21 protein-coding genes, 1 tRNA gene, 1 pseudogene and 1 CRISPR repeat array are annotated in these 25,474 nt (G+C 70.3%); of the genes and pseudogenes, 11 read left to right on the top strand and 12 right to left on the bottom strand.

Features of this window, described 5'->3' with window-relative positions; all coding sequences use genetic code 11:
- On the top strand, positions 1-203 hold a 203-nt coding region (locus tag E1289_RS40145; protein ID WP_131981411.1), incomplete at its 5' end, for a cytochrome P450.
- 414 nt (positions 204-617) lie between these two features.
- Here E1289_RS40145 and E1289_RS17525 read toward each other — a convergent pair.
- The 7 genes from E1289_RS17525 to E1289_RS17560 form a co-directional block, all read right to left on the bottom strand.
- Positions 618-845, bottom strand: a complete 228-nt coding sequence (locus tag E1289_RS17525) for a hypothetical protein (protein ID WP_207929014.1) — start codon at positions 843-845, stop codon at positions 618-620.
- Positions 846-1,145: 300 nt separating this feature from the next.
- A complete protein-coding gene (locus E1289_RS17530; RefSeq protein WP_131981413.1) occupies positions 1,146-1,667 on the bottom strand; it encodes an endonuclease/exonuclease/phosphatase family protein in 522 nt (173 codons plus the stop codon).
- A gap of 2 nt (positions 1,668-1,669) precedes the next feature.
- Complete coding sequence (locus E1289_RS39015) at positions 1,670-2,521, bottom strand: hypothetical protein (protein WP_207929015.1); 852 nt, start codon at positions 2,519-2,521, stop codon at positions 1,670-1,672.
- On the bottom strand, positions 2,509-4,713 hold the full coding sequence (locus E1289_RS17540; RefSeq protein WP_131981415.1) for a site-specific integrase: 2,205 nt from the start codon (positions 4,711-4,713) through the stop codon (positions 2,509-2,511). Before E1289_RS17540 ends, E1289_RS39015 begins: the two co-directional genes overlap by 13 nt.
- Positions 4,710-6,452, bottom strand: a complete 1,743-nt coding sequence (locus E1289_RS17545) for a hypothetical protein (RefSeq protein ID WP_131981417.1) — start codon at positions 6,450-6,452, stop codon at positions 4,710-4,712. The genes E1289_RS17540 and E1289_RS17545 overlap by 4 nt, the downstream gene beginning before the upstream one ends.
- Entirely contained in the window at positions 6,452-7,426 is a 975-nt protein-coding gene (locus E1289_RS39630; protein WP_243712887.1) for a hypothetical protein, read from the bottom strand. The genes E1289_RS17545 and E1289_RS39630 overlap by 1 nt, the downstream gene beginning before the upstream one ends.
- A gap of 784 nt (positions 7,427-8,210) precedes the next feature.
- A CRISPR array of direct repeats spans positions 8,211-9,040; the repeat unit is 30 nt; unit sequence GTCCTCATCGCCCCTGCGAGGGTTCGCAAC.
- A 1,245-nt stretch (positions 9,041-10,285) separates the two neighbouring features.
- A tRNA-Gly gene (locus tag E1289_RS17560) sits at positions 10,286-10,359 on the bottom strand.
- An 80-nt stretch (positions 10,360-10,439) separates the two neighbouring features.
- Here E1289_RS17560 and dcd point away from each other — a divergent pair.
- From dcd to E1289_RS17580, 4 genes and pseudogenes are all read left to right on the top strand, one after another.
- Positions 10,440-11,015, top strand: a complete 576-nt coding sequence (dcd, locus tag E1289_RS17565; RefSeq protein ID WP_131981421.1) for a dCTP deaminase — start codon at positions 10,440-10,442, stop codon at positions 11,013-11,015.
- 202 nt (positions 11,016-11,217) lie between these two features.
- Positions 11,218-12,468: a glycine betaine/L-proline ABC transporter ATP-binding protein gene (locus E1289_RS17570; protein ID WP_131981423.1), complete on the top strand. Its 1,251-nt coding sequence runs from the start codon at positions 11,218-11,220 to the stop codon at positions 12,466-12,468.
- Positions 12,469-12,640: 172 nt separating this feature from the next.
- Positions 12,641-13,363, top strand: a pseudogene (locus tag E1289_RS17575) (ABC transporter permease subunit); the annotation flags it as partial.
- Between the two features lie 66 nt (positions 13,364-13,429).
- Positions 13,430-14,329, top strand: a complete 900-nt coding sequence (locus E1289_RS17580) for a glycine betaine ABC transporter substrate-binding protein (RefSeq protein ID WP_131981427.1) — start codon at positions 13,430-13,432, stop codon at positions 14,327-14,329.
- A 77-nt stretch (positions 14,330-14,406) separates the two neighbouring features.
- Here the strand turns inward: E1289_RS17580 and E1289_RS17585 are convergent, their stop codons facing one another.
- Positions 14,407-15,150: a ZIP family metal transporter gene (locus E1289_RS17585; protein WP_131981429.1), complete on the bottom strand. Its 744-nt coding sequence runs from the start codon at positions 15,148-15,150 to the stop codon at positions 14,407-14,409.
- Positions 15,151-15,276: 126 nt separating this feature from the next.
- On the opposite strand from E1289_RS17585, the gene E1289_RS17590 reads away from it, so the two are divergent.
- Positions 15,277-15,456 (top strand): hypothetical protein, encoded by a 180-nt coding sequence (locus E1289_RS17590; protein ID WP_131981431.1) that lies wholly within the window; start codon positions 15,277-15,279, stop codon positions 15,454-15,456.
- Positions 15,457-15,516: 60 nt separating this feature from the next.
- Here E1289_RS17590 and E1289_RS17595 read toward each other — a convergent pair whose 3' ends face one another.
- Entirely contained in the window at positions 15,517-17,664 is a 2,148-nt protein-coding gene (locus tag E1289_RS17595) for a (Fe-S)-binding protein (RefSeq protein WP_165970523.1), read from the bottom strand.
- Positions 17,665-17,969: 305 nt separating this feature from the next.
- Between E1289_RS17595 and E1289_RS17600 the strand changes: the two genes are divergently transcribed.
- From E1289_RS17600 to E1289_RS17610, 3 genes are all read left to right on the top strand, one after another.
- Positions 17,970-18,560 (top strand): TIGR03086 family metal-binding protein, encoded by a 591-nt coding sequence (locus tag E1289_RS17600; protein ID WP_131981433.1) that lies wholly within the window; start codon positions 17,970-17,972, stop codon positions 18,558-18,560.
- Positions 18,561-18,783: 223 nt separating this feature from the next.
- The gene (locus E1289_RS17605) at positions 18,784-19,470 is read left to right on the top strand and encodes a DUF1326 domain-containing protein (RefSeq protein WP_243712888.1); all 687 of its coding nucleotides are present in this window, start codon (positions 18,784-18,786) and stop codon (positions 19,468-19,470) included.
- Complete coding sequence (locus E1289_RS17610) at positions 19,467-20,297, top strand: DUF2182 domain-containing protein (protein WP_207929017.1); 831 nt, start codon at positions 19,467-19,469, stop codon at positions 20,295-20,297. Before E1289_RS17605 ends, E1289_RS17610 begins: the two co-directional genes overlap by 4 nt.
- Here E1289_RS17610 and E1289_RS17615 read toward each other — a convergent pair.
- Positions 20,294-21,502: an acetyl-CoA C-acetyltransferase gene (locus tag E1289_RS17615; protein WP_131981435.1), complete on the bottom strand. Its 1,209-nt coding sequence runs from the start codon at positions 21,500-21,502 to the stop codon at positions 20,294-20,296. The two genes, E1289_RS17610 and E1289_RS17615, sit on opposite strands and share 4 nt — an antisense overlap.
- Positions 21,503-21,703: 201 nt before the next feature.
- Between E1289_RS17615 and E1289_RS17620 the strand changes: the two genes are divergently transcribed.
- Together E1289_RS17620 and E1289_RS17625 are read left to right on the top strand one after the other, a co-directional pair.
- Positions 21,704-21,922, top strand: a complete 219-nt coding sequence (locus E1289_RS17620) for a hypothetical protein (protein WP_131981437.1) — start codon at positions 21,704-21,706, stop codon at positions 21,920-21,922.
- A gap of 108 nt (positions 21,923-22,030) precedes the next feature.
- Positions 22,031-23,593, top strand: a complete 1,563-nt coding sequence (locus tag E1289_RS17625; protein WP_131981439.1) for a 3-hydroxyacyl-CoA dehydrogenase — start codon at positions 22,031-22,033, stop codon at positions 23,591-23,593.
- A gap of 63 nt (positions 23,594-23,656) precedes the next feature.
- Here the strand turns inward: E1289_RS17625 and E1289_RS17630 are convergent, their stop codons facing one another.
- Positions 23,657-24,907, bottom strand: coding sequence for a CU044_5270 family protein (locus E1289_RS17630; protein WP_131981441.1), 1,251 nt, complete (start codon positions 24,905-24,907; stop codon positions 23,657-23,659).
- Positions 24,904-25,470 (bottom strand): sigma-70 family RNA polymerase sigma factor, encoded by a 567-nt coding sequence (locus tag E1289_RS17635; protein WP_131981443.1) that lies wholly within the window; start codon positions 25,468-25,470, stop codon positions 24,904-24,906. Before E1289_RS17635 ends, E1289_RS17630 begins: the two co-directional genes overlap by 4 nt.
- Positions 25,471-25,474: the final 4 nt, after the last annotated feature.

Genomic DNA, 25,474 nt, shown 5'->3' on the forward strand with positions numbered 1-25,474 from the left:
GCCCCGAACCCGCCCACCTGTCCTTCGCCTCCGGCATCCACTTCTGCCTCGGCGCGCACCTGGCCCGCCTGGAAACCCAGATCGTCCTGGAACACCTCCTCAGCCCCGCCTACGTCGCCATAACCCGCGCGATGCAACCCCAACGACGCCCCGGCATCGCCCTGCGCGGCCTGGCCCACCTACCCCTCACCCTCCATTCTTGACCCGGGCTGCGCCCTCCCCAACCCCGCAGCCATCCCCAGCCCTGCCTGTCCAAAAGCCAGCAACCTGCTCACCATCCGCGCCAAGGCCGACTGGCCCACCGTCTCCAGCGTCAGCGTCCGGTATCAACAATGAGGGGCGGAGCGGAGTGGGGTGTGATCCGTTTTCACCTGGGGTTTCCTGTAAGGGTTTTGGGCTTTGTTGTGATTGCAGCATGGCGAAGTCGAGACACACGCAGAGCTACTTGGGTCTCGACAGCCTCCCAAGTGGAGGCCCCAGCCGACCACGTGCCTGACATGCCTGACAGCGGAGCAGGCCCACACGCTGGAAAGGCACTTGACAACTGCAGATAATCCTTGCGGCGGCCGCGACCTGCCCGCTACGCAACCAGCCCCCCGAACCGCCCCCGGGACCGGTCACGGCCGCGTCCCCGTCGCGGTGCCCGATGCCGCCGTGCTCATCGCCGTGGCGCGGGCGGCCAGCACGTCCAGGACCTCGATGTGCCGGTCGCCGACACTGACATGCAGGGCCAGGTCACCGCCGGTCGCGGTCAGGCTGAAGGTGACGAACGAGCAGCACCCGGTTTCGCGCGCCGCCAGCTCGGCCGCCCGCCCGGCCACATCCGGCTCGGGCCGCATCGCCATCCGCACCCGGCCCGGCCCAGCCGGCTGTACGTCGGTCGCCGCCTCGGCGAACAGCGCATCGAACTCAGCCAGCGGGAGTGTCTAATTAACGGCGGATCCGATGATCAAGGAGACGTCAGGTGACCGACAGCATTGCTGAGAACGAGTCCGCTGAGCAGCCGGTCCAGGCGGGTGGTGGGGCGTGATCCCTTTCCGGCGCATTCCGGCCGCCTCCCTCGTTTGCGGTGGGCCGGGTGAGGTGCCCGTCCTCGGCCAAGCTGGCGGGCTGGCGGGTGGGCAGAGGGGGTGGTGCGGGCGAGTTCATGACTGGCCTGTGGTTTGGGTGTCGCGTGTGGTGTTGGCGAGGTCGAATTCGGCGATGACGGGCCGGTGGTCGGATTCGTTGTCCGCATTGGTGATGATCTGGTGGCCAGTGATCGCGCCGGCGGGCAGGGTGGTGTAGATCCGGTCGCAGCGGTAGGGCAGTTCGCTGTCGTGCCCGACGGTGGGAGTGGTGTCCTTGGTGTGGGCGCCGACGTCGATGAATCCGGCTTCTTCCAGTGCTTGGGCGGGTCTGCGGTCGAGTTTGCGCCGCGAGCGTCCTTCAACTCGGCGGGGTTCGGGATCGCGGGCCGGAAGGGCGTTGAAGTCTCCGCCGATGATGGCGGGGTGTTCCTTGGCGATCAGGAGCGCTTCAGCTTCAGCGAGCCGGATCACCGGGCTGGAAGGGGCCAAGCGGATACTGGCCAGTTGCACGGGGGGCGGGTGCCCGTCCGCTTGGACGACGATACGGGCGGCGCCGTGCCAGTAGGGGTGACCGTACTCGTGCCGCTGCTCGATCACTGTCAGGCCGGCGTCCTCGCGGATGAAGATCGCCGGGTGGCACCCGTGGTGCGCGCTCGGGCGGAGGAAACCCGCATTCCGAGCAGTTGTTCGGCCAGGTGGAAGGTGCGGAAGTAGTCCCGGTCCCAGTGCTTGCATTCCTGCAGCCCGACAACCGTCGGCGCGAACGTGGCGAGCAACGCCATCTGCCGCCGGAGCCTGGCGTCGCTGCCGGTGTCGCTGCCACCGTCGAGCGTGTTCCAGATCGCGAACGTCAGTTTCATGATTCCTCCGTCGGCGGGTTGAAGGTTCTGGGCGGCGGCATCGATGGCGGTGCGGGTCGGGTCTCGTTCGAGGACTGTGGTGTGGTGAGGATCACGTCCGAGTGTCTTCCTGGTGGGGGTGCAGGACGCTGAGCGCGGCGGTGGGGGTGTCCGGGTTCGTCCGGGCGGGGTTGTCGCGTAGGCGAGTAGGCGTAGGCGTTGGAGTTCTTCGTGCTGGGCGACGAGCCGGGAGATGGCTTGTTGCCGGAATGCGGTGTGGTCGGCGATGACGGTTTCTTGTGCGGCGAGGCGGCGTCGGAGTGCGTCGTTGTCGGCTTTGAGGCGGGCGATTCGGGCGTCACGCGGATCGGGGATGCCGCCTGCGTCGCGGAGTGCGGCGAGCTGGCGGTGGAACTCGTCGGCGAGGTGCTGCCAGGGTCCGGGTTTGCCGTCTTTGGCGTAGAAGCCGGTGCGGGTGACGCCGGCCTGCGCGGCGAGGGTCGCGATGTCGCACCGGCTACCGGGTGGGAGGTCGCCGCGTAGCAGCCGGTCCATGGCGGTGCGGATGTTCTGCTCGGCCTGGGCGCGGGCGTGGCTGGTCAGGCGTCCCATGTCGGCTGTCCTTTTCCGGGTGAGGCGGCGGCGTCGATTCCGGCAAGGACACGGCGGGCTCGGGCGAGTTCTGCTTCCAGCCGGGCCCTTTCGGTCTTCTGGCTTCGGGGCAGCGTGGCGATGAACTCCTGGTGTTGGGTGACGGTGTCGGCCCAGATCTCGCGGTGGCTGGGGTGGTGGGTGGCCTGCGGGCAGCGCGCCGAGTCACACATCGCCAGCAGTGGCTGGTCGGCGTCGGGGGTTCCGGCCTGCCGGAGACACAGCGCTTTGGCCGGGTCGGTGAACCAGCAGTAGTTCGCCGGGCCGAGGTGCAGTGTCTTGGCGCGTTTGCCGAGCATGGTGCGGACCTGCTGGTCGCCGGGGATCACCGTCGGCGGCTGACGCGCTGACGTGGTTTCGGCGGTGTCGGCGAACAACGCGGTCAGGTCCCGGGCGCCGGGTCCCGACGGCATGATGCCGTCCTGGAAGTTGGAGTATGCGGCCTGAATGATCGCGAGGTTGCGATTGTGTTCTTCCTTGTTGACCTCGGCGAGGAACCGGGCCTGGGAGCCGCCGGGCCGCGCCGCATACCCTTCGGTGGTGGCCACCGAGACATGCTTGAGGTGAATCTTGGCCGCGAGCAGACCGCCAGGCCGATAGGCCAGCTCGACGGCCAGGGTGCGCCGTAGCATGCGCAGGTTGACCTGGCCCGGCGGGATCGGTTCGAAGCCGAGGCGTTGCCCGGCGGGGCCGTTGACCCAGTTCCGGAAGGTGCGGAAGAGCAGCGAGAAGGTGAACCGGCCGAAAAGCGAGGTCCCTGCGGTTGCGGTGCGAGGAAGCTTCGTGGCGGCGGCGATGGCGTCGTAGACCTCTTTGGTCACTACCCATTCGTCTGGGGTTCCGCCGAGTGGGGCGCGTTTGATGACCTTTCCGGTGATCCGGTAGCGGACGAGCCCTGGTATCAGCTCTCGCGGGGGCGGGCAGCATCCGGTGGTCAGTTCACACAGTTCGCTCTTGCGCATCCCGGAGAGCGCGGCGGTCACCAGGATCGCTGCGGTGCGCAGGTAGTCGTGCAGGTCCCTGGCGTGCTTGCCGGTCAGCGGCATGGTCCAGGGGAGGGTGCCGTTTCCGTCGGCGCGGTCCACGACGGGCGCATCGTGTGCCCAGGGAGGCGCGGTGCCGACCTGCCGGACCGCGTCTTCGAGGGCGGGACGTAGCCGGGGCAGCCACGCGGTCATGTGCGATTGCCGGTATCCGGCCTGGCGGGCCAGGGCGTCCACCGACACCGGCAGCAGAGGATCGTCCGGGCGCATCCGGCCCTCACGGGCCCGTGCGCGGATCCGGTCTTCGGGCAGCCGGTCCAGTGGCCGACCGGCCGCGACGTGCCCGGCAATGACGCTGAGCACGTCGTCGACGGCCTCAGGACGCCTGGGATCTTTGAGTGTGGATTCTTGGCGGCGGACCTGGAGCGAGGCCCGCTCGGCGAGCAGGTCGGTGATGTGCGGCCCCAGGACCCCGGTCACATACAAGGCGGCGGCAAGCATCGGCCCAAACACCGAATCCGGAACGACGGGCGTCCTGTTCTCCACCGGGCCCAGCCCCCGGACCTTCGGGGCCCCGGCCGCCACGGTCACCTCAGAGCTGTAGCGATCGGCGGTATACAGGTCGCGGTAACGGGCCAGCTCGCTGACGGTCTGCAGCGCCCGGTATCGGGCATGGGGCCGGTCGCCGATCATCGTGCCGTCGGCGTCGGTGCGCCGGGCGCGTTCGGCCGCGAACTCCTGGCACAAAGCGTTGGTGACCTCGCCGAGACCGGTGATGCCGCGGGCGGTGAGCCAGTTCAGCCAGCACGTCAGGTGATCGAGGTGCTGTGCGCAGCTGGTCACGGCGAGTGGATGCCGGCGGGCGCCGGGCAGGAGACGGACCCGCTCATGGCCCGGGACCAGCAGCGCGGCCATGTGTTCCTTGGCGACCAGCCGCCAGGCCGGATAGGTGATCGAGATGAACCCCAGGCGCCGAAAGCTCGGCTGGAGATACGCCGGCAGCCCGGCAACGCCGCTGAAGTCCCACACGTCCTGGTCAAAGATCGGGCCGGTCGCCCCTGGCCGGAGCGCGAGTCCGGCGGCAGCGCAGATGTCCATCCCGGCGAACGGCGAACCTTGCGGCCAGGCAACAACACCGGCAGCCGACTGGCCGCTCGTGGTGCCGGTCATGAGGTGCGCTCCTCGGGTCGCAAGGTGATCCCGGCGTCGGAGTCGGCGGCGTCGAGCGCGCCGGCCTCGGCGGTGGCGTGCGCCACCAGCGCCGGGTCGTGGCGGCGGAACGCGTCGATGACCTCGTCGGCGCGTTGGGCATACGGGCCGAAGACGGTCATGAACCGGGCGGCGGGCATCTGCCGCCACTGCCGGGCGAACAACGACTTCAGCCGCATCACGTTCACCGCGTGCCGCGGGGTGAAGATCGCCAGCGGGCAGAGCAGGCAGACCCACGGCCGCGCCGGACACGGCTTCCCCACCGGGCCGTGCAGCCCCGACAGCGGCGACGCGCAAGCCGCGGCGAACACGTCCTGGGCGCCGCTGGCCAGTTCGCCGACCACGGTGCCCTCCAGCCCCATCCCCGCCACGGCCGCGGGCAGAGCCGCCGCCGCGTCGGCCGCCTGCTCGGCGCTCAGCACGACCGGCGGGCGGGCCTTGCGCAACAGGTCGGCCTGGGCGTCCTCAACGATCGCCTCGACCGCGTTCTGCTGCGCCGCCGTCGTCGCCGACAGGTAGTAGTCGCCTTCCACCTGCGGGCTGTGGTTGGGATCGATCGTCGCCCGGGTGCTGCCGAACCAGGCCGCCCGGTCCCGGCGGGACTGGAAGGTGGTGCGGATCCGGTGCCGGTGAATGCGCAGCGGCTGCCCCTGGTCATCGACCAACCCCCGGCGAACCACCCATTTGCGCAGGCTCACCACGCCCGGCTTGCCGGAATGCCAGCAGCCGACAGAGCCCGCAGGTTCCCAGCGCAGCCATAGCTGGTCGCGGAGCTCCGGCGCCGCGAACGAACGCAGCAGCGCCGAATACTCCAGCCACTGCTCCAACAGCCGCACCGCCGAGCGCGGCAGCGTCAGACTCTCGGCGCAGGTGCGGCCCTTGATGTAGTCCAGCAGGATCACGCCGTCACCGGCCCAGTCGATGTCACCCACACCCAGGCCGCTGATCCCGTCCGGGACGATCCCGGTGTAGCAGCCCAACAGCAGCTGATAGGCGATCACCGTCCCGATACCCGGGAACAGTTCCGCATGACGGCGGCGTATCCCACCGGCCAGGTCGGTGGCTCTCGACCGCGACAGCCCGGTCAGCCGAGCCAATTCCACGCCGGTCAGCGGACCGCGGCGGGACAACAGATGAAGGGTGTTCGCATCCGTCCAGCCATGCCTCAGCGGATCCCGGCCCGAGGCCGCCAACGTGGCGGCCCGGCGGCAGGCGGCCAGCGCGGCATCGGTCTGCTGCCGGCAGACCGCCTGCAACCGCGCCCACTCACCCTCGCTATACGGCTCGGCGTGGACATAGGGCCGGAACCGGCTGAACGACCGCCCCAGCACTATTTCGCGGACGCCCGGGTCGGCGTCATGCAGGTCACACGCCGCCAGCACCCGCCGGATCATCATCTCCGGCCGGTGCTCCAGACCCAGCAGCGCCTCGGTCACCCGCCCACGGCCCAGTCCGGTCAACCGGCCGCGATGCCCCAGCCCATTCAGCGTCCGCGCGAAGGCGCGGATGGCGAACCCGTACTCGCGGATGGTCTTGGCCGCGTCCACCGGGCCGTGTGGATGCACCATCCTCGCCAGTCCGTGCAGCAGATCACAGACCAGCACCTGGTCGCTGACCTGCCGGGCCTGCCACGTGGTGCCCCGGCCGTCGCTGAACGTGCAGCGGATCCCCGGCGGGTCGCTGATCACCACGGCGGGCATCACGCACTCACCGCCCCAACGGCCGCACCAGTCGTATCGGTCGTATCGATACCGTGTCCGGACCGGCCGACTCGACGCCCGACGCCATACCCGACCCCGATGCCATGCCCGATCCCGTGCCCGGCGCGTTCCCGCGCCTCCCGGTAGATCCGGGCCATATCCATCCGACGCAGGTACTTTTCGGTGGTCAACACCGATGAATGTCCCAAAAGGTCACGCAGCACCATCATCGGATCGGCCTTGGAAAGATACAGAGCCAGCGCCCCGTGGCCGGCCTCGGCGGCCAGCTGCGCGGCCTGCGTGTAATGCCCGCCGACCAGCCGTTCCAGCGTCTGGATCGCGAAGGAGTGCCGGAGCCGGTGCGGGTGCACGTGCGGGAACCGCGGCTCATACCAGTCCCGGATCCGCTGCGAGGTGCGCGCGAATACGCTCGACCACGCGCTGAACGGGCCCCCGTCACCGCGAACGGCCAGCAGCATCGACCCGCCGTCCGGGGCGACCAGCCGCTCCCGCTCAGCGGGCCGCAGCTCCGCCCACCTCACCCGGGTGCCGTTGATCTTCCCCCCGGCCGGACCGGGCTCGGTCACCAGCAGCGGCTCACCGCGAGCCGGCCGCCACGCCGACCCGGTGACCGACAGCGGCCGGGTCAGCTCCAGGTAGCAGTGCACCTCGGCGAGCGCCTCGTAGCTGATCCACGTCGTCCGGAACTTGCGGCCCTTGGCGATCCCCTCCGGCACCGGGAACGGCACCGGCGTGCTGCACGGCGTCTCCGGCAGCGGCGGGATCTCGGCGGCCGGCAGCCAGGTGAACTCCTGCAGCCGCAGCCCGGCCGCCAGTACCAAGCGCCCAACGGCGGCGTTGCGGGCCAGCTCCCGGCCCCGGCACCGGTCCTCCTGCGAGCCGTCCGGCCGCTGACCCGCCAGCGCCCGCACGAACATCGACGCGAAGTCCGGCTCCAGGTACTTGATCGTCACATGCGGTTTGGGTCGGCGCCGCACCCGCCAGGTTCACCATCCGCTCCCCGCCGTAGACTCCCCGGGCCTGCCGATAGGTGAACGGCTCGGCGGCCGCGTGCCCCTCGGCGACCGCCCACCGGTAGAAGCTGCCCAGGACGCTCACGTGCTGCGCCCACGTACTCGCCGCGAACCGCGAGCCCGCCGGGCCGCACGACCGGTACGCGGCATAGGCGCCAAGCACCTCCTTCAGCCGCTCCCGCGTGTCGAACAAGCCGACACCGCGGCTCCCGGTGAACTCCAGCCAATCCCGCAGCACCCGCCCGTACGTCACCCACGACCGAGGCGACGCGCAGCCGCTGGCCGGCAACTCCCGCAACCACCGATTCACCGCCGTAACCGGGCGGGGCACGCCGCCATCATCGAACCGAAGGTCTTCATCGACCAGCACCGGCATCCCCTCCGGAACCACAGGCCGGTGCGCGACATCCCACGACTCCCAACCGCGAGACGAGAACAAGGTCATCAACATGAACAGTGACCGTAGCCGCAACACGCAGCGGCTCCGTCACCAAACGTGACGCTCGATTCTTCACCTTCGGGGAAACGAGACACCGCAGGTAAGCGGAAAGAACCTCGCGTCCTGACCGAGGCCCTGTAGCGTCTCGATCCTCGGAGGTCGAGCGAAGTTGATCAAGATCGTTTCAGCGACACGCCGGGGTCGACAGCACAACCGGAGGATCGCTGCAAATTCCACACCAGGCAAGCTGTTCTTCTCTCTGCCCACCTGGCGCTTTACCGTGGGGTCCTCATCGCCCCTGCGAGGGTTCGCAACGTGGCCTGGCGGCGCATGTCCAGCGGGAGGCCGACCCGTCGTCCTCATCGCCCCTGCGAGGGTTCGCAACAGGTGCAGCGCCTGCCCTCGGTGCATGGGGGCGCCGCACCGGTCCTCATCGCCCCTGCGAGGGTTCGCAACGAGAACCGTCCGGTGCCGGCCGCGGCGAGGCGCTGGGTCCTCATCGCCCCTGCGAGGGTTCGCAACGCGGAGCCGCTGCTGACGTGGCGGCCGTCACGGAGTCCTCATCGCCCCTGCGAGGGTTCGCAACGAGGGGCCCGGCGCCACGGTCCACGCCAATGAGGACGGCTCCTCATCGCCCCTGCGAGGGTTCGCAACCCGGCGGCCTGCCGCTTCTGCACCTCGGCGTACGCGTCCTCATCGCCCCTGCGAGGGTTCGCAACATGACGATGGGGTGCGGGGCGGTCATGCTGCGGAGTCCTCATCGCCCCTGCGAGGGTTCGCAACTGCTGGGTGCGCTCGAAGATGCAGCGCGCGGCCGTCCTCATCGCCCCTGCGAGGGTTCGCAACATGATGTTGTCGGCCGCGGTGAGGTTGGTGATGTTGCCCGGTCCTCATCGCCCCTGCGAGGGTTCACAACGAGTGCTGGGTGGCGAGGAGGAGCTCGCTCGGCGCGCGTCCTCATCGCCCTTCCGAGGGTTCGCAACACGGCTCGGATCAGCTCTGCTGCCGAGCCGGTGAGGTCCTCATCGCCCCTGCGAGGATTCGCAACCCGGGGTAGCCGAGCACCTGCGGCAGGAACGTCCCGAGGCCTCATCACCCCTGCGAGGGTTCGCAAGATCGGTCCCGGACCCTGACGAAGGTGCGGAAGAACCAGGGCAGGTGCCTTGGCAGGTGAACAGGCAGTTCTCGTCCGGGCCCATCACTACGACGTGACCACTCGCTACCTCTGCGAAGCCTCACCATGTCACCAACCTCACCTGCCGGTGAGTGTTCTTGGCCAATGAGCTGAGGTCACCAGTGACGACAGCCGAAGCCGCCTCCCCCTCGGGCGTCGGCGCTGCGGCGTCCTCGGCCCACGCCACCACGTCGCGCTACTGAGCACTTATCACCATCGCGCGTTTTGCTCATGTGATTGAACTGGGTCGCTCGGGTTTCATTGCGGCTCGTCAGCAGCGAGACCCACTTGGAGGATCCATGAATCGCCTGGTCCGCACCTGTGACCGCAACACCCAGACAACGAAGCGTCGGCCCGACGGACGCTCGGTCGAAGATCTCGGCGGCGATCCGAGGGACTTCTACCGATCCCTCGGCAGTCCATCCCAACTCCGCGAGACGGACCGGCAGGGCGACCGTGTCGCCGAGCTGGTGGCCATTGTGGTTCTGGCCCCGCAGGGCGCGCGCGAGCCTCTCCGCTCTGCCTTCACTGAGGCGCTCACCAACAAGGTCGGCGTGTCCTGGATCCGTGCAGCCAAGCCCGAGACGAAGTATCTGTTCAACGACGCCGCCGACAACGTGCGATGCGATCAGGCCCCTCCATGCTTGCAGATCGTGAACCCCCTGGACGATGCCATCGAGCCCCTTGGGTTCGACTCCAGGGACGGCTGGGGGGCGACCTCCTCGCACTTCTCGCCAGCCGATGGCCGGACGGAGCTACCCGTGTCATCGAGGCCGACAAGCTCGACCCACTTCCCTCGCAGTGAGCGACCGCGGGGTCGCGGACAGTCCAGACCGTAGGTGACGCCCCGATGAAGTGAACAGCACCCGCGCGGATGCCAGCGGGGCCGGGCGGTTCTGGCCGCTCCGGCCCCGCTGGCCTCATTGGCTTCGGTAGCGCCGAGTGGCTCGCGCGGCACTTGGTACTCGACGGTCCGCCTCGCGGGGGCTCACGCCGGCTGGCGCAGGAGCAGGGCGTAGGGGCTGACGGAGGTGTCCACTTTGGGTGGGGTCGGGGCGGTCGTGGGGTCCGGTTGCGTGGCACGGGATGTCACATGATCGTTTCTAGTCTCATTGACATCTGGTTGACATACGATCTTGAAGCAAGATCGCTGGGCGCTGTGCGAGGCGCTGACCTGCGGAAACTTTGGAGCGGGTGACGGGAATCGAACCCGCGCTGTCAGCTTGGGAAGCTGAAGTTCTGCCATTGAACTACACCCGCGTGCGGGGGCCCGGTGGGCCTCCGTGCTGGGGATACTGTACCGGATCGTGGGTGGGGGTTGGGTGGGATAGTTTTCTGGCGTGCTGCTCTCCGATCGTGACATCAGGGCCGAGCTCGAGTCTGGGCGGGTGAAGATCGACCCGTATGAGCCCGGGATGGTTCAGCCGTCCAGTGTGGACGTGCGGCTGGACCGGTGGTTCCGGGTGTTCGAGAACCACAGGTATCCGCACATCGATCCGTCCGTGGAGCAGCCCGATCTGACGCGGCTGCTGGAGGTGGAGCCCGACGAGCCGTTCGTGCTGCATCCCGGGGAGTTCGTGCTGGCCTCGACGTACGAGGTGTTCGGGCTGCCGGACGATCTCGCGGCGCGGCTGGAGGGGAAGTCCAGCCTGGGGCGGCTGGGGCTGCTCACGCACTCGACGGCGGGGTGGATCGATCCCGGGTTCGCGGGGCACGTGACGCTGGAGCTGTCGAACGTGGCGACGTTGCCGATCAAGTTGTGGCCGGGGATGAAGATCGGGCAGATGTGCCTGTTCCGGACGAGCTCGCCGGCGGAGTACCCGTACGGGGCGGCGCGGTACGGGTCGCGGTACCAGGACCAGCGGGGGCCCACGCCATCGCGCTCCTACCTGAACTTTCATCGGACGAGGGTGTAAGACGTGCTCGATTCGTGACCTGAACGTGACGGAAAGCACCGAAAGATGAAACATGTTCTCTGAACGGGTAGTTTCGGGCGACGCACTGGTTTGGTGTCTGGTCGACGGCCTCTTTGCGTGAGGTCGTCCCGTCCGGGCGCCTGGACGGATAGCGCGACCCGTTTCCGCGCCACGATCGGCCGTGGGAACCCGAAAGGAGATCGTGTCAGTACTCCGCGCGGAAAGCGTCACCAAGCTCTTCGGCCGTAAGGCGGCCGAGGCCCAACGGAAGCTCAAGGCGGGCGCCGACCTCAAGGCGATCCGTGACCTCGGGGTCACACCGGCGGTGGTGGACGCCACGTTCGAGGTCCGCGAGGGTGAGATCTTCGTGGTCATGGGCCTGTCCGGGTCCGGGAAGTCCACGCTCATCCGGATGCTGAACGGCCTGCTCGGGGTCACGTCCGGCAGCGTCGAGATTGACGGCGAGGACATCGCGAAGATGTCGCCGAAGGCGCTGCGGGACCTGCGGCAGAACAAAGTCAGCATGGTCTTCCAGCACTTCGCCCTCTTTCCTCACCGGACGGTCCTGGCGAATGCCGCCTACGGGCTGGAGGTCCGCGGCGTCCCGAGGGAAGAACGGGAGAAGACGGCCCGGGAGTTCCTGAAACTCGTCGGTCTCGAAGGCTGGGAGGACAAGGTCCCAGGGCAGTTGTCGGGCGGAATGAAGCAGCGCGTCGGGCTGGCTCGGGCGCTCGCCACCGGCACTCCGCTGATCCTGATGGACGAGGCGTTCAGCGCGCTGGACCCGCTGATCCGCCGGGAGGTCCAGGACCTGCTGCTGGATCTGCAGGGACGGTTCGGCAAGACGATCGTCTTCATCACCCACGACCTGAACGAGGCCATGCGCATCGGTGACCGCATCGCGGTGATGCGGGAGGGCCGGATCGTGCAGATCGGGACGGCGGAGGAGATCCTCACCGACCCCGCGAACGACTACGTCGCGCAGTTCGTGGCGGACGTGGACCGTACCAGGGTGCTGACGGCGGCCTCGGTCATGGAGAAACCGCTGGTCACGGTACTGTCAACGACGGGTCCGCGGACGGCGTTGCGCACGATGCGCGAGCATCAGACTTCGGCCGCGTTCGTGATCGGGCGCGACCGGAAGCTGGTCGGCCGGGTGCGCGCCACGGTCATCGCGGACGCGGTCCAGGACAACGTCCAGAAGCTCGACGGGCTGATCGACCCGGAGGATCCGGAGCCGGTGTCCCCCGGCACCCCGGTCGCGGAGCTGTTCGTCCGGTGCGCCGAGAGTGACCTGCCGGTGCCGGTCGCGGACGAGGACGGAACGCTGGTCGGCGTGATCCCGCGGGTGACGCTGCTGACGGCGCTCGGGGCGATCAACACGCACGTGGAGGAGGTCGTCGAGGAGCCGGAACTGGCGCTGACGAAGGAGGGCAGTGGCGTTGAGGACTGACGTGCGCGCGATCGAGCTGCCCCGGGCTCCGGTCGGCGAATGGTTCGAAAGCCTGGTGGGCTGGTGCACCGACAACCTGGGCTGGCTGTTCGACGGGATCGGTTCGGCGATCGATTCATCGGTCGTGGGGCTGACGGACACGCTGATGGTCCTGCCGCCGCTGGCGCTGACGCTGCTGCTGGCGCTGCTGGCGCTGCTCGTGAGCGGCTGGAGGCTCAGCGTGTTCACAGTCCTCGGCTTCGCGCTGATCGACAGCATGGAGCTGTGGGAGGCCTCGATGGACTCCCTGGCCCTGGTCATCGTGTCGGCGGTGGTGGCGTCGGCGCTGTCGGTGCCGATCGGCATCGCGGCGGCCCGCAATGACATGGTGAGCCGGGTCGTCCGGCCGGTCCTGGACTTCATGCAGACGATGCCGGCGTTCGTGTACCTGATCCCGGCGATCTTCTTCTTCAGCATCGGCGCCGTCCCCGGGGTGGTCGCCACGGTGATCTTCGCGATGCCGCCGGGGGTGCGGCTGACCGAACTCGGCATCCGCGGCGTCGACCCGGAGATGGTCGAGGCGGGCGAGGCGTTCGGGACGCCGCCGAACCGGATCCTGACCCGGATCCAGATTCCCCTCGCCCTGCCGTCGATCATGGCCGGCATCAACCAGCTGATCATGCTGTCGCTGTCGATGGTCGTCATCGCGGGCATGGTCGGCGCCGGCGGCCTCGGTGGCGAGGTGCTGGAGGGCATCAACCGGGTGGACGTCGCCAAGGGTTTCGAGGGCGGTATCGCGGTCGTCATCCTGGCGATCTACCTGGACCGCCTGACTGGGTCTCTGGGAGGCCGCAGCGGCCTCCTGCGGACACTGTTCGCACGGCCCGCCGTCGCCGCCCCCACGGGGGCCGTGTAGGCGTGCCCACCCGGCCGACGAATGTCCCGCTCCCCCCCATGTATGCAAGTCAACGAAAGGACGGGAATGCGCTTCAAGTTCAAGGGCCTGGCCGTTGCGGCCATGTCGCTGACGCTGGCGTTGACCGCCGCGGGATGCGGCGACTCCGACTCCGGCGGTTCCGGTGGCGGGGGCGAAACCGACAAGAACATCACGATCGGCATGGTCGCGGGCTGGGCCGAGGGTGAGGCCGCGACGCAGCTGTGGAAGCGGCTGCTGACCGACAAGGGGTACAACGTCGAGGTCAAGACCCTCGACACCGGCCCGCTGTACGCGGGCATGGCCAAGGGCGACGTGGACCTGTTCCTCGACGCCTGGCTGCCCGGCACCCACGAGGACTACTGGAAGCAGTACGGCGACAAGCTGGAGAAGGTCAGCGCCTGGTACGACTCGGCGCCGCTGACGATCGCGGTGCCGGAGTACTCGCCGCTGCAGTCGCTTGAGGACCTCAAGGGCAAGGGCGGCCAGTACGACGGCAAGATCATCGGCATCGAGAAGAGCTCCGGCCTGTACCGGGTGTCGCAGGAGGAGATGCTCCCCGCGTACGGCCTCAAGGACGAGTTCACGGTGACGACGTCCTCGACGGCGGCCATGCTCACCGAGCTGAAGAAGGCGATCGACGCCAAGGAGGACATCGTCGTCACGCTGTGGCGGCCTCACTGGGCGTACGCGAAGTACCCCATCCGCGACCTGAAGGACCCCAAGGGCGCGATGGGCAAGCCGGACGGCATCTACACCGTCGCCCGTGAGGGCTTCTCCGAGGACCAGCAGGACGTCACCGGCTGGCTGAAGAAGTTCCGGATGACCGACGAGCAGCTCGGGACGCTCGAGGACCTGATGGAGAACAAGTACAAGGGCAAGCCCGACCAGGCCGTGGACGAGTGGCTGAAGTCCAACGCCGAGTTCGCGCAGTCGATGACGGGCTGATTTCCTTCAGGGACGTTCGTTCCTAAGGCGACAGAGGGTCGTCCGGGTGCTCCCGGACGGCCCTCTGCCTTTGCGCCTCAGTGGGCCAGGCCGACGATGAACAGGACGACCGTCAGCCCGAGTCCGGTGGCGCACAGGGTCATCACGCGCGGGTGGACGCTGTGGGCCTCCGGCAGGATCTCGGCGGCGGCCAGGTAGAGCAGCACGCCCGCGAAGCCCCCGAGGTAGGGGCCGAGGACGGCGTCGGGCACCCGCACGACCGTGCCGAGCGCGGCCCCGGCGATCGGGGCGGTGGCGTTGGCGAACAGCAGCACGACGGCGGGCCGGCGGTCGGCGCGGTTCAGTGACGCGGCGGTGACGGTGTTGAACCCGTCCGCGAACTTGTGCACGATCACGGCCAAGGCCACGAAGATCCCCACCTCGGTCCCGGACTGGAAGCCGAGGCCGATGCTGACGCCGTCCATCAGGCTGTGCACGACGAGCGCGGACGCGGTGACCAGCCCCGCGGAGCCGCCGGCGTGCGCGTGGGCGTGCACGTGCGGGGCGTACTCGTGCTCGTGGGCCCGGTGGATCGCCAGGGCCTGCTCCACGACGTGCAGCAGCAGGAACCCGGCCGCGAAACCGATCATGGGGGCGGGGACGCCGAACGGGGAGTGCCGCGTCAGCTCCAGCGACTCGGGGATCAGGTCGAACGCGACGATCCCGAGCATCAGGCCGCCGGCCAGCCCGAGGACGAGGTGCCGGTTGTCGCGCACCCGCATCGCCGCCAGGCCCCCGGCGAGGGTCGTCAGGAACGCGAGGAGGGAGACGAGCACGACCATCCCTGGGTCTTACCAGGGTGACCCCGCCGCAACCCCGTCCCCGCGCCCTGACACGCCGCAGGCTCGCGCATCCGATGGCCGGGCCCTGCCGCACCTCGGTACCCGTGGCCGCTTCGGGTCATTCTGGTGGCGCTCCCGCTGCTCAGCTTCGGAACCGTGACGTGGGCCCTCTTCATCTACTTCGCGACGCGCCGCCGCAGCCTGGAAGGCGGGACGGACGGCGAGGTGGCGGGCGACGCGGACATCACGGTGGCGGGGCCCGAGGCGGCGGCCGGCGCGGTGCCGCCGCCCGAGCCGCCCCGCTGAGAACGCACAACGCGAAGAACCCCCGGCCGTGGCCAGGGGTCCCTTGCGGGTGCGTGACCGCTAATCGGCGGCGACCGGCTCCTTCTCGGGGGCGGTGCCTTCGCCCTTGACGGAGCGGATCAGGAGCTGGGAGACGTCCACGACCTCCAGCGTCTCCTTGGCGTCGCCCGAGTTCTTCTTCTCGTTGATGGCGTCGCCCAGCATGACCAGGCAGAACGGGCACGCGGTGGAGACGGTGTCCGGGTCGGTCTCCAGCGCCTCGTCCACCCGCTCGGTGTTGATGCGCTTGCCGATGCGCTCCTCCATCCACATCCGCGCGCCGCCGGCGCCGCAGCAGAACCCGCGGTCCTTGTGGCGGTGCATCTCCTGCGTCTTGACGCCGGGGACGGTCGCCATGATGTCGCGCGGCTGCTTGTAGACCTTGTTGTGCCGGCCGAGGAAACAGGGGTCGTGGTAGGTGATGCTCTCCTCGATCGGGGTGACCGGGGTGAGCTTCCCGGTGTCCACCAGATGCGCGAGGAGCTGGGTGTGGTGGACGACCTCGTAGTTCCCGCCGATCTGCGGGTACTCGTTGGCGAGGGTGTTGAAGCAGTGCGGGCAGGTCGCGACGATCTTCTTGGCGCCCGCGTCGTTCAGCGTCTCGACGTTCTGCTGGCCGAGCATCTGGAACACGAACTCCATGCCGAGGCGGCGGGCCGGGTCACCGGTGCACGCCTCCATGGGGCCGAGGACGGCGAACTTGACGCCCGCGATGTGCAGCAGCTCCGCGACGGCCTTGGTGGTCTTCTTGGCGCGGTCCTCCAGGGCGCCGGCGCAGCCGACCCAGAACAGGTACTCGGTGTCCTCGGGGAGCTTGTCGTCGACGACCTCGACCTCGAAGTCCAGCTCCTCGATCCATTCGAGGCGCTTCATCTCGGACATGCCCCACGGGTTGCCCTTGTTCTCCAGGTTCTTCAGCATGACGCCGGCCTCGGACGGGAACGAGGACTCGATCATCACCTGGAAGCGGCGCATGTCGAGGATGTGGTCGATGTGCTCGATGTCGACCGGGCACTGCTCGACGCAGGCGCCGCAGTTGGTGCACGACCACAAGACGTCCGGGTGGATGACGCCGTCGTCGCCGACTAGCGCCTTGTCCACCTCCATGGCGAGCTTCTGCTCGTCGGTGAACTTCTGCTTCTCCTCTTCCGAGGCGACCATGTAGGGCGCCTTGGCGAGCGCGTGGTCGCGCAGTTCGAGGACGAGCATCTTCGGCGACAGCGGCTTGCCGGTGTTCCAGGCGGGGCACTGCGACTGGCAGCGACCGCACTCGGTGCAGGTCGCCATGTCGAGGAAGCCCTTCCAGGTGAAGTCCTCGATCTTGCCGCGGCCGAAGACGTCCTCGTCGGGGTCGGCCTCCTCGAAGTCGAGCGGCTTGCCGTCCGACATCATCGGCTGCGCGGCGCCGAGGCCGTCCGGGCGGCGCTTGAACATGACGTTCAGCGGGGCCAGGAAGATGTGCAGGTGCTTGGAGTGGACGACGAAGACGAGGAAGACGAGCGCGACGCCGATGTGCAGCAGCAGCCCGGCCGACTCCAGGACTTCGAGGGTGTCGTCGCTCATCCCGTCGAAGAGCCTGCCGGTCAGGTGGGAGAAGTAGGCGGCCCCGCCGTAGCCGAAGTTGTCGCGGGCGACCTCGACGCCGCGGAAGAAGAACATCGTCCAGATCACGTTGAAGATCATGAACAGCGTGATCCAGGCGCCGGACAGGTGCGAGCCCTTGAACCGGGACTGGCGGCCGATCCGCTTCGGCGAGTTCTTAACGCGGATGGCCGTGAAGGTGATCAGGCCGGCGAGGCAGGCGAGGGCGATGGTGTCCTGGACGAAGCCGATCGGCCCCCAGGTCTGCAGGCCGGGAATGTGCGCGTCAAGCCCGAACAGCAGCTGGACGGCCGCTTCCCCGTAGACGGTCGCCAGGAGGAAGAACGCCCACATGACGGCGAAGTGCGCGGCGCCGGCGAGGGTCCACTTCAGCAGCTTGCGCTGCCCGAAGACCTCGACGGCCTGGCCCTCGACCGCGCCCTTGGGGTCCCGCTTGACCTGCAGCGTCCGTTCGGGGTCGGGCTGGCCGCTCTTGGCGATGTTGTACAGGAACAGCACCCGCCGACCGGCGAGCGCCAGAGCGACCGCCGTTCCGGCGAGCCCAATGACCAACGTGATCCAGAACACTGTTCCGTCCTCCTGGGGTACGGGCGATGGCAGTCAGCGTAGGGCTCGCGACAGACTGCGCTTCATCCGGGGCCCGAATACTACTCGGTAGTAGTTTATGCGTCACATTCGCAGGTCAGCCCACAGTACGGCGACCCCCGGACCATTCGCGAACCGTCCCGCGTTGCGTCACGTCCCCCATACCTTAGGGATTCCGCATATCGATGGGCATCGGGCCGATGAGTACGGGGGCGGACCGCGAGTCCATATCGGCGGGCGGGACCGGCCCGCCGTCCGACACCGGACCGTACGACGGAGATGCCCACATGACCTCGAAGCCCGACCTCACGCCCGCCGCCCGCCGCATGGCCCGGCTGCTCGCGGGCGTCCGCGACGACCAGCTCACCGCGCCGACACCGTGCCCGGACATGCCGCTCGGCGCGCTCATCGACCACATCGGCGGCTTGAGCCTGGCGTTCACCTGGGCGGCCGCCAAGCGGTTCCCGGACGGGCCGTCGCGGCCGCCGTCCGCCGACGCGGCGAACCTCCCCCCGGACTGGCGCACCCGCTTCCCCGAGCGGCTCGAAGCGCTCGCCGCCGCGTGGCGCTCCCCCGAAGCCTGGGAGGGCATGACCGAGGCGGGCGGCGTGGACATGTCCGGCGAGGAGGCCGGCCACGTCGCGATCAACGAGCTGGTCGTGCACGGCTGGGACCTCGCCCGCGCCAGCGGCCAGCCCTACGACGCGGGGACGGACGAGATCGATACCTGCCTCGCCTTCGTCGCACCGGCCGTCGAGCAGAGCGGCGGCCAGGGCATCGAGGGCCTCTTCGGCCCACGCGTCGAGATCCCGGACGACGCCCCCGCCCTGGACCGCCTCATCGCCCTCACCGGCCGCGCCCCGTCCTGGGCCGGCTAAGGGGGCATGACCCGCGGGCGGTCCTGGAGCCGGCCGAGACCGGGACGCGGTCGACGAAGGTTTTGCCGGGGCCGCCTGGCTGCTGATCTCCCGTTTTGTGACGATTGTTGGAGAGGTTGCCTCGCCGGCCCCGGCCACGTTTCGAGGCATCGAGCGAATGACTCCGCCGTCGCACCGGGGACCTCCCCCCTCCCCCCTGGCGGCGCGTTCAGAGGGGGAAGACATGGCCGACACAAGAGACACAGCCGACACAGAAGACATGGCCGACACCGCCGCCATACCGCAATGGCACGTCGTCGGCGACTGGTTCGACGTCTGCAAATGCACCATCCCGTGCCCGTGCACCTACGCGCAGCCGCCCACCTTCGGGGACTGTGACGGTGTGCTGGCATGGCACGTCCGCGAAGGCCGGTACGGGGACGTCGCGCTCGACGGCCTCAACGTCGTGATGCTGGGCTCCTTCGTGGGGAACGCTTGGGGCGAGCACTCCGACGCCTACGCGGCCGTTTTCATGGACGAACGCGCCGACGACGCCCAGCGCGAAGCGCTCGGGAAGATCTTCGGCGGTGAGGCCGGGGGCTGGCCCGCGCAGTTCGTGGAGATGTTCGGCCCCGAGATGCGGGGACTCGAATACTCGCCCGTCACGATCTCGGTCGACGAGGACCTCGCCACCTGGCATGCGGAGGTGCCCGGCCGGGTCGAGGCGAGGGCCGAGGCCCTCACCGGTCCCACCGCACCCGAGGGAGCACGGGTGCAGACCATCAATCCACCCGGTTCCGAGACCGGCCCGGGACAGGTCGCCACCTGGGGCCGGGCACTCGCCGACCGGGCCGACGCCTACGGATTCGAGTGGGACTGGGCGGGCCGCTCCAGCAAGCACATACCGTTCGACTGGAGCGGGCCCGAGTGAGGGCGCCGGCGCGGGACGACCAACACGGCACCCGGCCCGCGCCCCGCGAACTCCTGTTCGTCGGGGTCCTCATCGTCATCTCCGTGCTCGCGTGGCTGGCCGTCCACCACCTGGCCACACCGGGCATGCGCGCCGGGATACTCACCGGTGCGGCCGGCCACGGCGACTCCGGGGACGGGATGCCAGGGATGCGCATGGACCATTCCATGAGCGCCGGGCTGTTCCTCGGCACCTGGTTCGTGATGATGGCGGCGATGATGCTCCCCGCGGTGACACCGGTGATCGTGCGGATCGACCGGCTCCTGCGCCGGCGAGGGAGGCCCAGAACGACGGCGTACCTGCTCACGGCCGGTTACCTGCTCGTGTGGGCGGCGGCGGGGGTGGCCGCGTACGGGCTCTACACCGCCTTCCAGTCGACGGTCGCGGTGGGCGACCCGGCGGCCGCCGTGCGCGCGGGCGCCGGGGTGCTGCTGCTCGCGGGCGCCTACCAGCTCACCCCCCTGAAGCGCGCGTGCCTGCGGCAGTGCCGTTCACCGCTCGCCGTCGTCGTCCGCCACGGGGAGCGGATCACGGCGAGCCCGCCGGGCGCGCTGCTCGTCGGCCTCCACCACGGGGCCTTCTGCCTGGGATGCTGCTGGGCGCTGATGGCCGTGCTGCTCGCCGCGGGGATGATGAGCCTCGTCTGGATGGGGATCATCGCCGCGGTGATCCTCGTGGAGAAGGTCTGGCGGTACGGGGAGGCGGCGAGCCGGCCGCTGGGCGCCACGATGATCGTCCTCGGCCTCGTCGTGCTCGCCGCCCCCGGCCTGGCGCCGGCCCTGACCTAGACCCGCTCGAATACCGCGGCCAGGCCCTGGCCGCCGCCGATGCACATCGTCTCGAGGCCGTAGCGGGCGTCGCGGCGGTGCATTTCGCGGGCGAGCGTGGCGAGGATGCGGGCGCCGGTGGCACCGACGGGGTGGCCGAGGGAGATGCCGGAGCCGTGGACGTTGACGCGGTCCCAGTCGGCGTCCTTGAGGTCCCACTCGCGGGTGACGGCGAGGACCTGCGCGGCGAACGCCTCGTTCAGGTCGATGAGGTCGATGTCGGCGAGCGCGAGCCCCGCCCGGTCCAGGGCCTTGGCGGTGGCCGGGACGGGGCCGATGCCCATCGTGCGGGGCGGCACGCCGGCGCGGGCCCAGGAGACGAGCCGCACCAGGGGGCGCAGGCCCAGTTCGGCGGCGCGTTCGGGGGTGGTGACGACGCAGGCGGCCGCCGCGTCGTTCTGGCCGCTCGCGTTGCCCGCGGTGACCGTTGCCTGGTCGTCGGACTTCCCGAGGACGGGACGGAGCTTGGCCAGCCCCTCGACCGTCGTGTCGGGGCGCGGGTGCTCGTCGGTGTCCACGACGGTGTCGCCCTTACGCGACCGGATGGTCACCGGGACGATCTCCTCGCCGAACACCCCCGACCGCTGCGCCGCGACGGCGCGCTGATGGGAGCGCACGGCCAGCTCGTCCTGCTCCGCGCGTCCGATGCCGTACTCGCGGCGCAGGTTCTCGGCGGTCTCCAGCATCCCGCCGGGCACCGGGTGACCGGCGCCGCCCGCGGTGACGCGGCCGCGGGCGAGCGCGTCGTGCAGTTCGAGGGACGGGCCGCGCACCCCCCAGCGCGCCTGCGTCGTGTAGAAGGGCGCGTTGCTCATGCTCTCCGCGCCGCCCGCGATGACGACGTCGCTCACGCCGAGCTGGACCTGCATGGCGGCGTCCAGGACAGCCTGCAGCCCGGACCCGCAGCGCCGGTCGAGCTGGGTGCCGCCGACCTCGATGGGCAGCCCGGCGTCGAGTGCGGCGACACGTCCGATCGCGGGGGCGTCGGCCGAGGGGTAGCAGTGGCCGAGGATCACCTCGTCGACCGCGTCGCCGGGCAGGCCCGCGCGTGCCACCAGCGCGCGGATGACCGTCGCGGCGAGCTCGACGGGCGGGACGGACTTCAGGACCCCGCCGAACCGGCCGATCGGGGTACGCAGCGGCTCGCAGACGACCGCTTCACGCATGGGTGCTCCTCAACTCGACGTCTGGCGCACTTGGCAAGGCTACGGGCAGATTATGTGGTTGGTCCGGATCGGTGGCGGGCGGGCTTCCGTCCAGCGGAGGATGCGGATGCGGCCCCCTTTCGTGAGGAGGGCCGCCGCCGGGGTAGCACCCGGCGGGGACGTCCCGGTCCCGGGACGCGGAGATCATCGGAGAGGGCGGACATGGCGACGAGGATGCTGAAGGTACTGATCGCGGCGCTGGCGTTCCTGACACCGGCGGCCCCGGCCGTCGCGCTGGCCGGGGTGGTGGGGGCCACCGCCGTGGTGACGGCCGGGTGCGGCGGCGCCGGGAACGGCGAGGACGGCGAGGACGGCGGAGACCAGGACGGCGACGGCGACCGGCAGGACGGCGAGAACGAAGACGGCGGGGACGACGACTGATCCGCACGGCGCACCGGCGCCGGCAGCGGGGGCCGGCAGCGGGGGCCGCGCCTACTATCGTGCCGGGGCGCGGCCCACCGGGGCGTCCCGCGGGACGGAGGAGGCGGCATGGCGGAACGCGCGGCGGACGGCGCGGGGCACTGGGCACGGGACGTGCGGACGATCCGGGTGATCGGCGCCGGGACGATGGGGCGCGGCATCGCGCAGCTCGCGGCGGCGGGCGGCGTGCCGGTGGAGATCGCCGACGTCCGCGCGGAGGCCGTGCGGGACGCGGTCGTCCACATCCGCGGGATGTACGACAAGCTCGTCGCGAAGGGCCGGATGACCGCGGACGACGCCGCGGCGGCGAAGGACCGGCTGCACCCGGTCGGCGAGCCGATGACACCGTTCCAGGAGTGCGACCTCGTCATCGAGGCCGTCCGGGAGGACATCGAGACCAAGCGGGAGCTGTTCTCGACCCTGGAGAAGGTCTGCCCGGAGCACACGATCCTTGCCACCAACACCAGTTCGCTGCCGGTGACGTCGATCGCGGCAGCGCTGAACGACCCGTCCCGTGTGGCTGGCCTCCACTTCTTCAACCCGGTGCCGCTGATGCGCCTTGTCGAGGTGATCCCGGGGGCGCGCACAGCCGAGTGGATTCCGGATGCGCTGGCCGACCTGGTGAGGCGTCTCGGTCACGAACCCGTGCTCGCGCCAGACGCGCCGGGGTTCCTCGTCAACCACGCTGGGCGCGGGCTGGTGACGGAGGCGTTGCAGATCCTCTCCGAGGGGGCCGCCGAGCCCGTGGACATCGACCGCATCGCGCGGGACGTCCTCGGCCTGAAGATGGGGCCGTGCGAGCTGCTCGACCTCACGGGGCTGGACGTGTCGCACCCGGTGATGGAGTCCATCTGGACGGGCTTCTACACAGAGCCGCGGTTCCGTCCGTCCAGGATCGGGCGGGCGCGCGTCGAGGCGGGCCTGCACGGACGCAAGACCGGCGAGGGTTTCTACAAGTACGTGGACGGGGCGAAGCAAGAGCCGGCCGAGGTCGCGGCCCCGGACGTGGAGGCTCGTCCCATCTGGGTGCACGGTGATGTCCGCGAGGAGCTCGGGGCGTTGCTGTCAACGTCCGGGGCCGAGGTCGAGTCGGGGGACGAGCCTTCCGGCCGGGCCGTCGTGCTCGTCGCGCCCTTGGGGAGGCCCGCCTTCGAGATCGCCCAGCGGGACCGGCTGCCCGTTGAGCGGACCCTGGGCGTCGATCCGCTCGGCGGGTTCTTCACCCGGCTCACCGTGACCGTCCACCCGAGCCTGGACGTGGCGGCGGGCCGCGCCGCCCTCGCCGCCCTGCTCAGGTCGGGCCGCGCGGTGAGCGTCGTCCGGGACGGGCCGGCACCGGTGGCGCAGCGGCTCCTCGCCTCGATCGTGAACGTGGGCTGCGGGATCGCCGAGCAGCGGCTCGCCCGCCCGCAGGACATCGACACCGCCGTCCGGCTCGGGCTGGGCTACCCGCGCGGTCCGCTGGAGTGGGGCGACCACGAAGGCGCCGACCGCGTGCTGGAGATCCTCTCGCTGCTGACCGAGTCCACCGGGGACCCGCGCTACCGTCCGAGCACCTGGCTGGTCGAACGGGCCCTGCTCGACCTCCCGCTGACCGCGACCGGCACCAGCCCCGCCGACCTCACGCCCTGACGGACACCCGGTCGGCCCCCATCCGGCGCACCGGACGAGGGCCTGCCGGGATGGAGCTCCGGGTCAGTGCGGCGGCGCGGCGGGCGGCTTCGGCCTGGTGTCGGTCCAGCCCGTGTCGCGGACGGCCATGTAGTCGATGACGAACCCGCTTGCACGGTCCTTGTAGGGGCCGCCGGGCTTCGTCAGCACGTACTGCGAGGCCAGCACCGCGCCCGTCTCCTTGTCGAAGACGAGCTCCTTGCGGGCCGTGTACGTGCCCCGCCGCTCCGGTGGCGTGCCGGACTCACCGGTGACCTCGACGGTCCTGCTCTCGGACGCCAGCGCGACGCCCTCGCGGCCGAGCGGATCGGTCACCGCACCGATCGCCGTCACGCCGGGCAGCGCGGTCGCCGCCCGGATCAGCCCGGCCCGCACGTCCGGCGGAACCGGCGAGTTCGCGATGAGCCCGCCGACCGCGCCGAGCTTCGCGAAGGAGTCGAGTTCGAGCTCGGGGAGCGGCCCGCGCCTGCGCTCGATCTCCTTGAGCTTCTCCGGCGACGGCGCTCCCACGGCGCGCCACCGCATGGCCTCGTCGGTCAGGAACCGCTCGGTGAGCTTCTTCGGGTCCGTCGGCAGGTTCCGCAGCTCCTCGGTGGTCATCCGGCCGTACCACCGGCCACCGCCCGAAGCGTCGGATCGGTCGACCTCCCACGCCGCCTTCTCCGCGGTGTTCAGCGTGAGCCACTTGTCGCCCGACCACACCCTGATCTTCGTCGGGGATCCGGCCTGCCGCCACGCCGCCGCGTCCCGCGGCGTCTGCGGCCGGGCCGGGAGCATGCGCCAGGCGCCGCCCGAGGCCGAGCCGGGCTCGGCACCCGCCCACCGGAAGGACTCCGTGTACGCGCCGACCATCACGTACGAGGTCGTCCCGGCCCGCACGACGTACGACTGGCCGGCGACATCGTCGGAGAACCAGTACTTGCCGATCTCCTGCTTCGCCGCGTTCTCCGCCGCGACCAGGACGGCCTCCTTGCCGAGGCTGACCTCGCCCCGCGGACCACCCCCCGGGGCACCGCCGCCGGGCGACCCCGGCCCGACGGCCGAGACCGCGATCGCCGCCGCGGCGCCCGCCGAGACGATGCCCGTCCCGACGACCGCCCAGCGGACCGGACGGCGCCCCCGCGCCCGTCCGGTGGCGGGCGGGGCCTCCCGACCGGCCAGGAACGCCCTTCCCAGGTCGCGTTCGCGGCGGGCGCGGGCGGCGGCCGGGTCCGCCGGGGGATCGAGCTGCTCGGGACGTGCCGCGGACAGCGCCTTCATCACGTCGTGCTTCATCGGACCGCTTTCCTCTTCGGGGTGATCATGGAGGGGCCGCGCGCCGGCGCGGGGCCGGGCGCCCGCGCCTCGGCGGCGAGCGCGCGTTCCAGGCGGCGCCGGGCGCGGTGCAGCCGCACGTAGAACGTGGCCTTCGAGCAGCCGACGACCTTCGCCGCCTCGTCCGGCGACAGCTCGTGCCAGGCGACCAGCGTCAGCAGTTCGCGGTCGGCGCCGGGCAGGGCCGCCAGCGCGCGCAGCATCCCGGCGCGCTCGGCCACCGCCTCCGCGACATCGCCGGCGGGCGGCTGCCCGGCCGCCCAGGCCCGCAGCTCGCGGGCCAGCGCGTCCTGCCGCCCGCGCGCCCGGTAGGACTCGCGCAGCAGGTTGCGGGCGATGCCGAACAGCCAGGGCAGCGGCTCGTCCGGCAGGTCGCGGATGCGCCGCCAGGCGACGCAGAACGCCTCACTCGTGATCTCTTCGGCGGCCTGCACGCCGACCCGGCTCACGACATAGGCGTGGACGCGCGGATGGTGCGCGTCGTACAGCGCCGTGAACCGGGCGGCGTCTTCGGGATCCGGCAAGGTC

This window comes from Actinomadura sp. 6K520, assembly GCF_004349245.1.
In the GTDB taxonomy this organism is placed as follows: Bacteria; Actinomycetota; Actinomycetes; order Streptosporangiales; family Streptosporangiaceae; genus Spirillospora.

What these genes read in the sequence shown, in the direction of transcription:
- E1289_RS17525 (WP_207929014.1), bottom strand. Translation starts at nt 845, where the DNA reads ATGGCGATGCGGCCCGAGCCGGATGTGGCCGGGCGGGCGGCCGAGCTG.
- E1289_RS39015 (WP_207929015.1), bottom strand. Translation starts at nt 2,521, where the DNA reads ATGGGACGCCTGACCAGCCACGCCCGCGCCCAGGCCGAGCAGAACATC.
- E1289_RS17540 (WP_131981415.1), bottom strand. Translation starts at nt 4,713, where the DNA reads ATGACCGGCACCACGAGCGGCCAGTCGGCTGCCGGTGTTGTTGCCTGG.
- E1289_RS17545 (WP_131981417.1), bottom strand. Translation starts at nt 6,452, where the DNA reads ATGCCCGCCGTGGTGATCAGCGACCCGCCGGGGATCCGCTGCACGTTC.
- E1289_RS17580 (WP_131981427.1), top strand. Translation starts at nt 13,430, where the DNA reads ATGCGCTTCAAGTTCAAGGGCCTGGCCGTTGCGGCCATGTCGCTGACG.
- E1289_RS17585 (WP_131981429.1), bottom strand. Translation starts at nt 15,150, where the DNA reads ATGGTCGTGCTCGTCTCCCTCCTCGCGTTCCTGACGACCCTCGCCGGG.
- E1289_RS17600 (WP_131981433.1), top strand. Translation starts at nt 17,970, where the DNA reads ATGACCTCGAAGCCCGACCTCACGCCCGCCGCCCGCCGCATGGCCCGG.
- E1289_RS17605 (WP_243712888.1), top strand. Translation starts at nt 18,784, where the DNA reads ATGGCCGACACAAGAGACACAGCCGACACAGAAGACATGGCCGACACC.
- E1289_RS17615 (WP_131981435.1), bottom strand. Translation starts at nt 21,502, where the DNA reads ATGCGTGAAGCGGTCGTCTGCGAGCCGCTGCGTACCCCGATCGGCCGG.
- E1289_RS17620 (WP_131981437.1), top strand. Translation starts at nt 21,704, where the DNA reads ATGGCGACGAGGATGCTGAAGGTACTGATCGCGGCGCTGGCGTTCCTG.
- E1289_RS17625 (WP_131981439.1), top strand. Translation starts at nt 22,031, where the DNA reads ATGGCGGAACGCGCGGCGGACGGCGCGGGGCACTGGGCACGGGACGTG.
- E1289_RS17630 (WP_131981441.1), bottom strand. Translation starts at nt 24,907, where the DNA reads ATGAAGCACGACGTGATGAAGGCGCTGTCCGCGGCACGTCCCGAGCAG.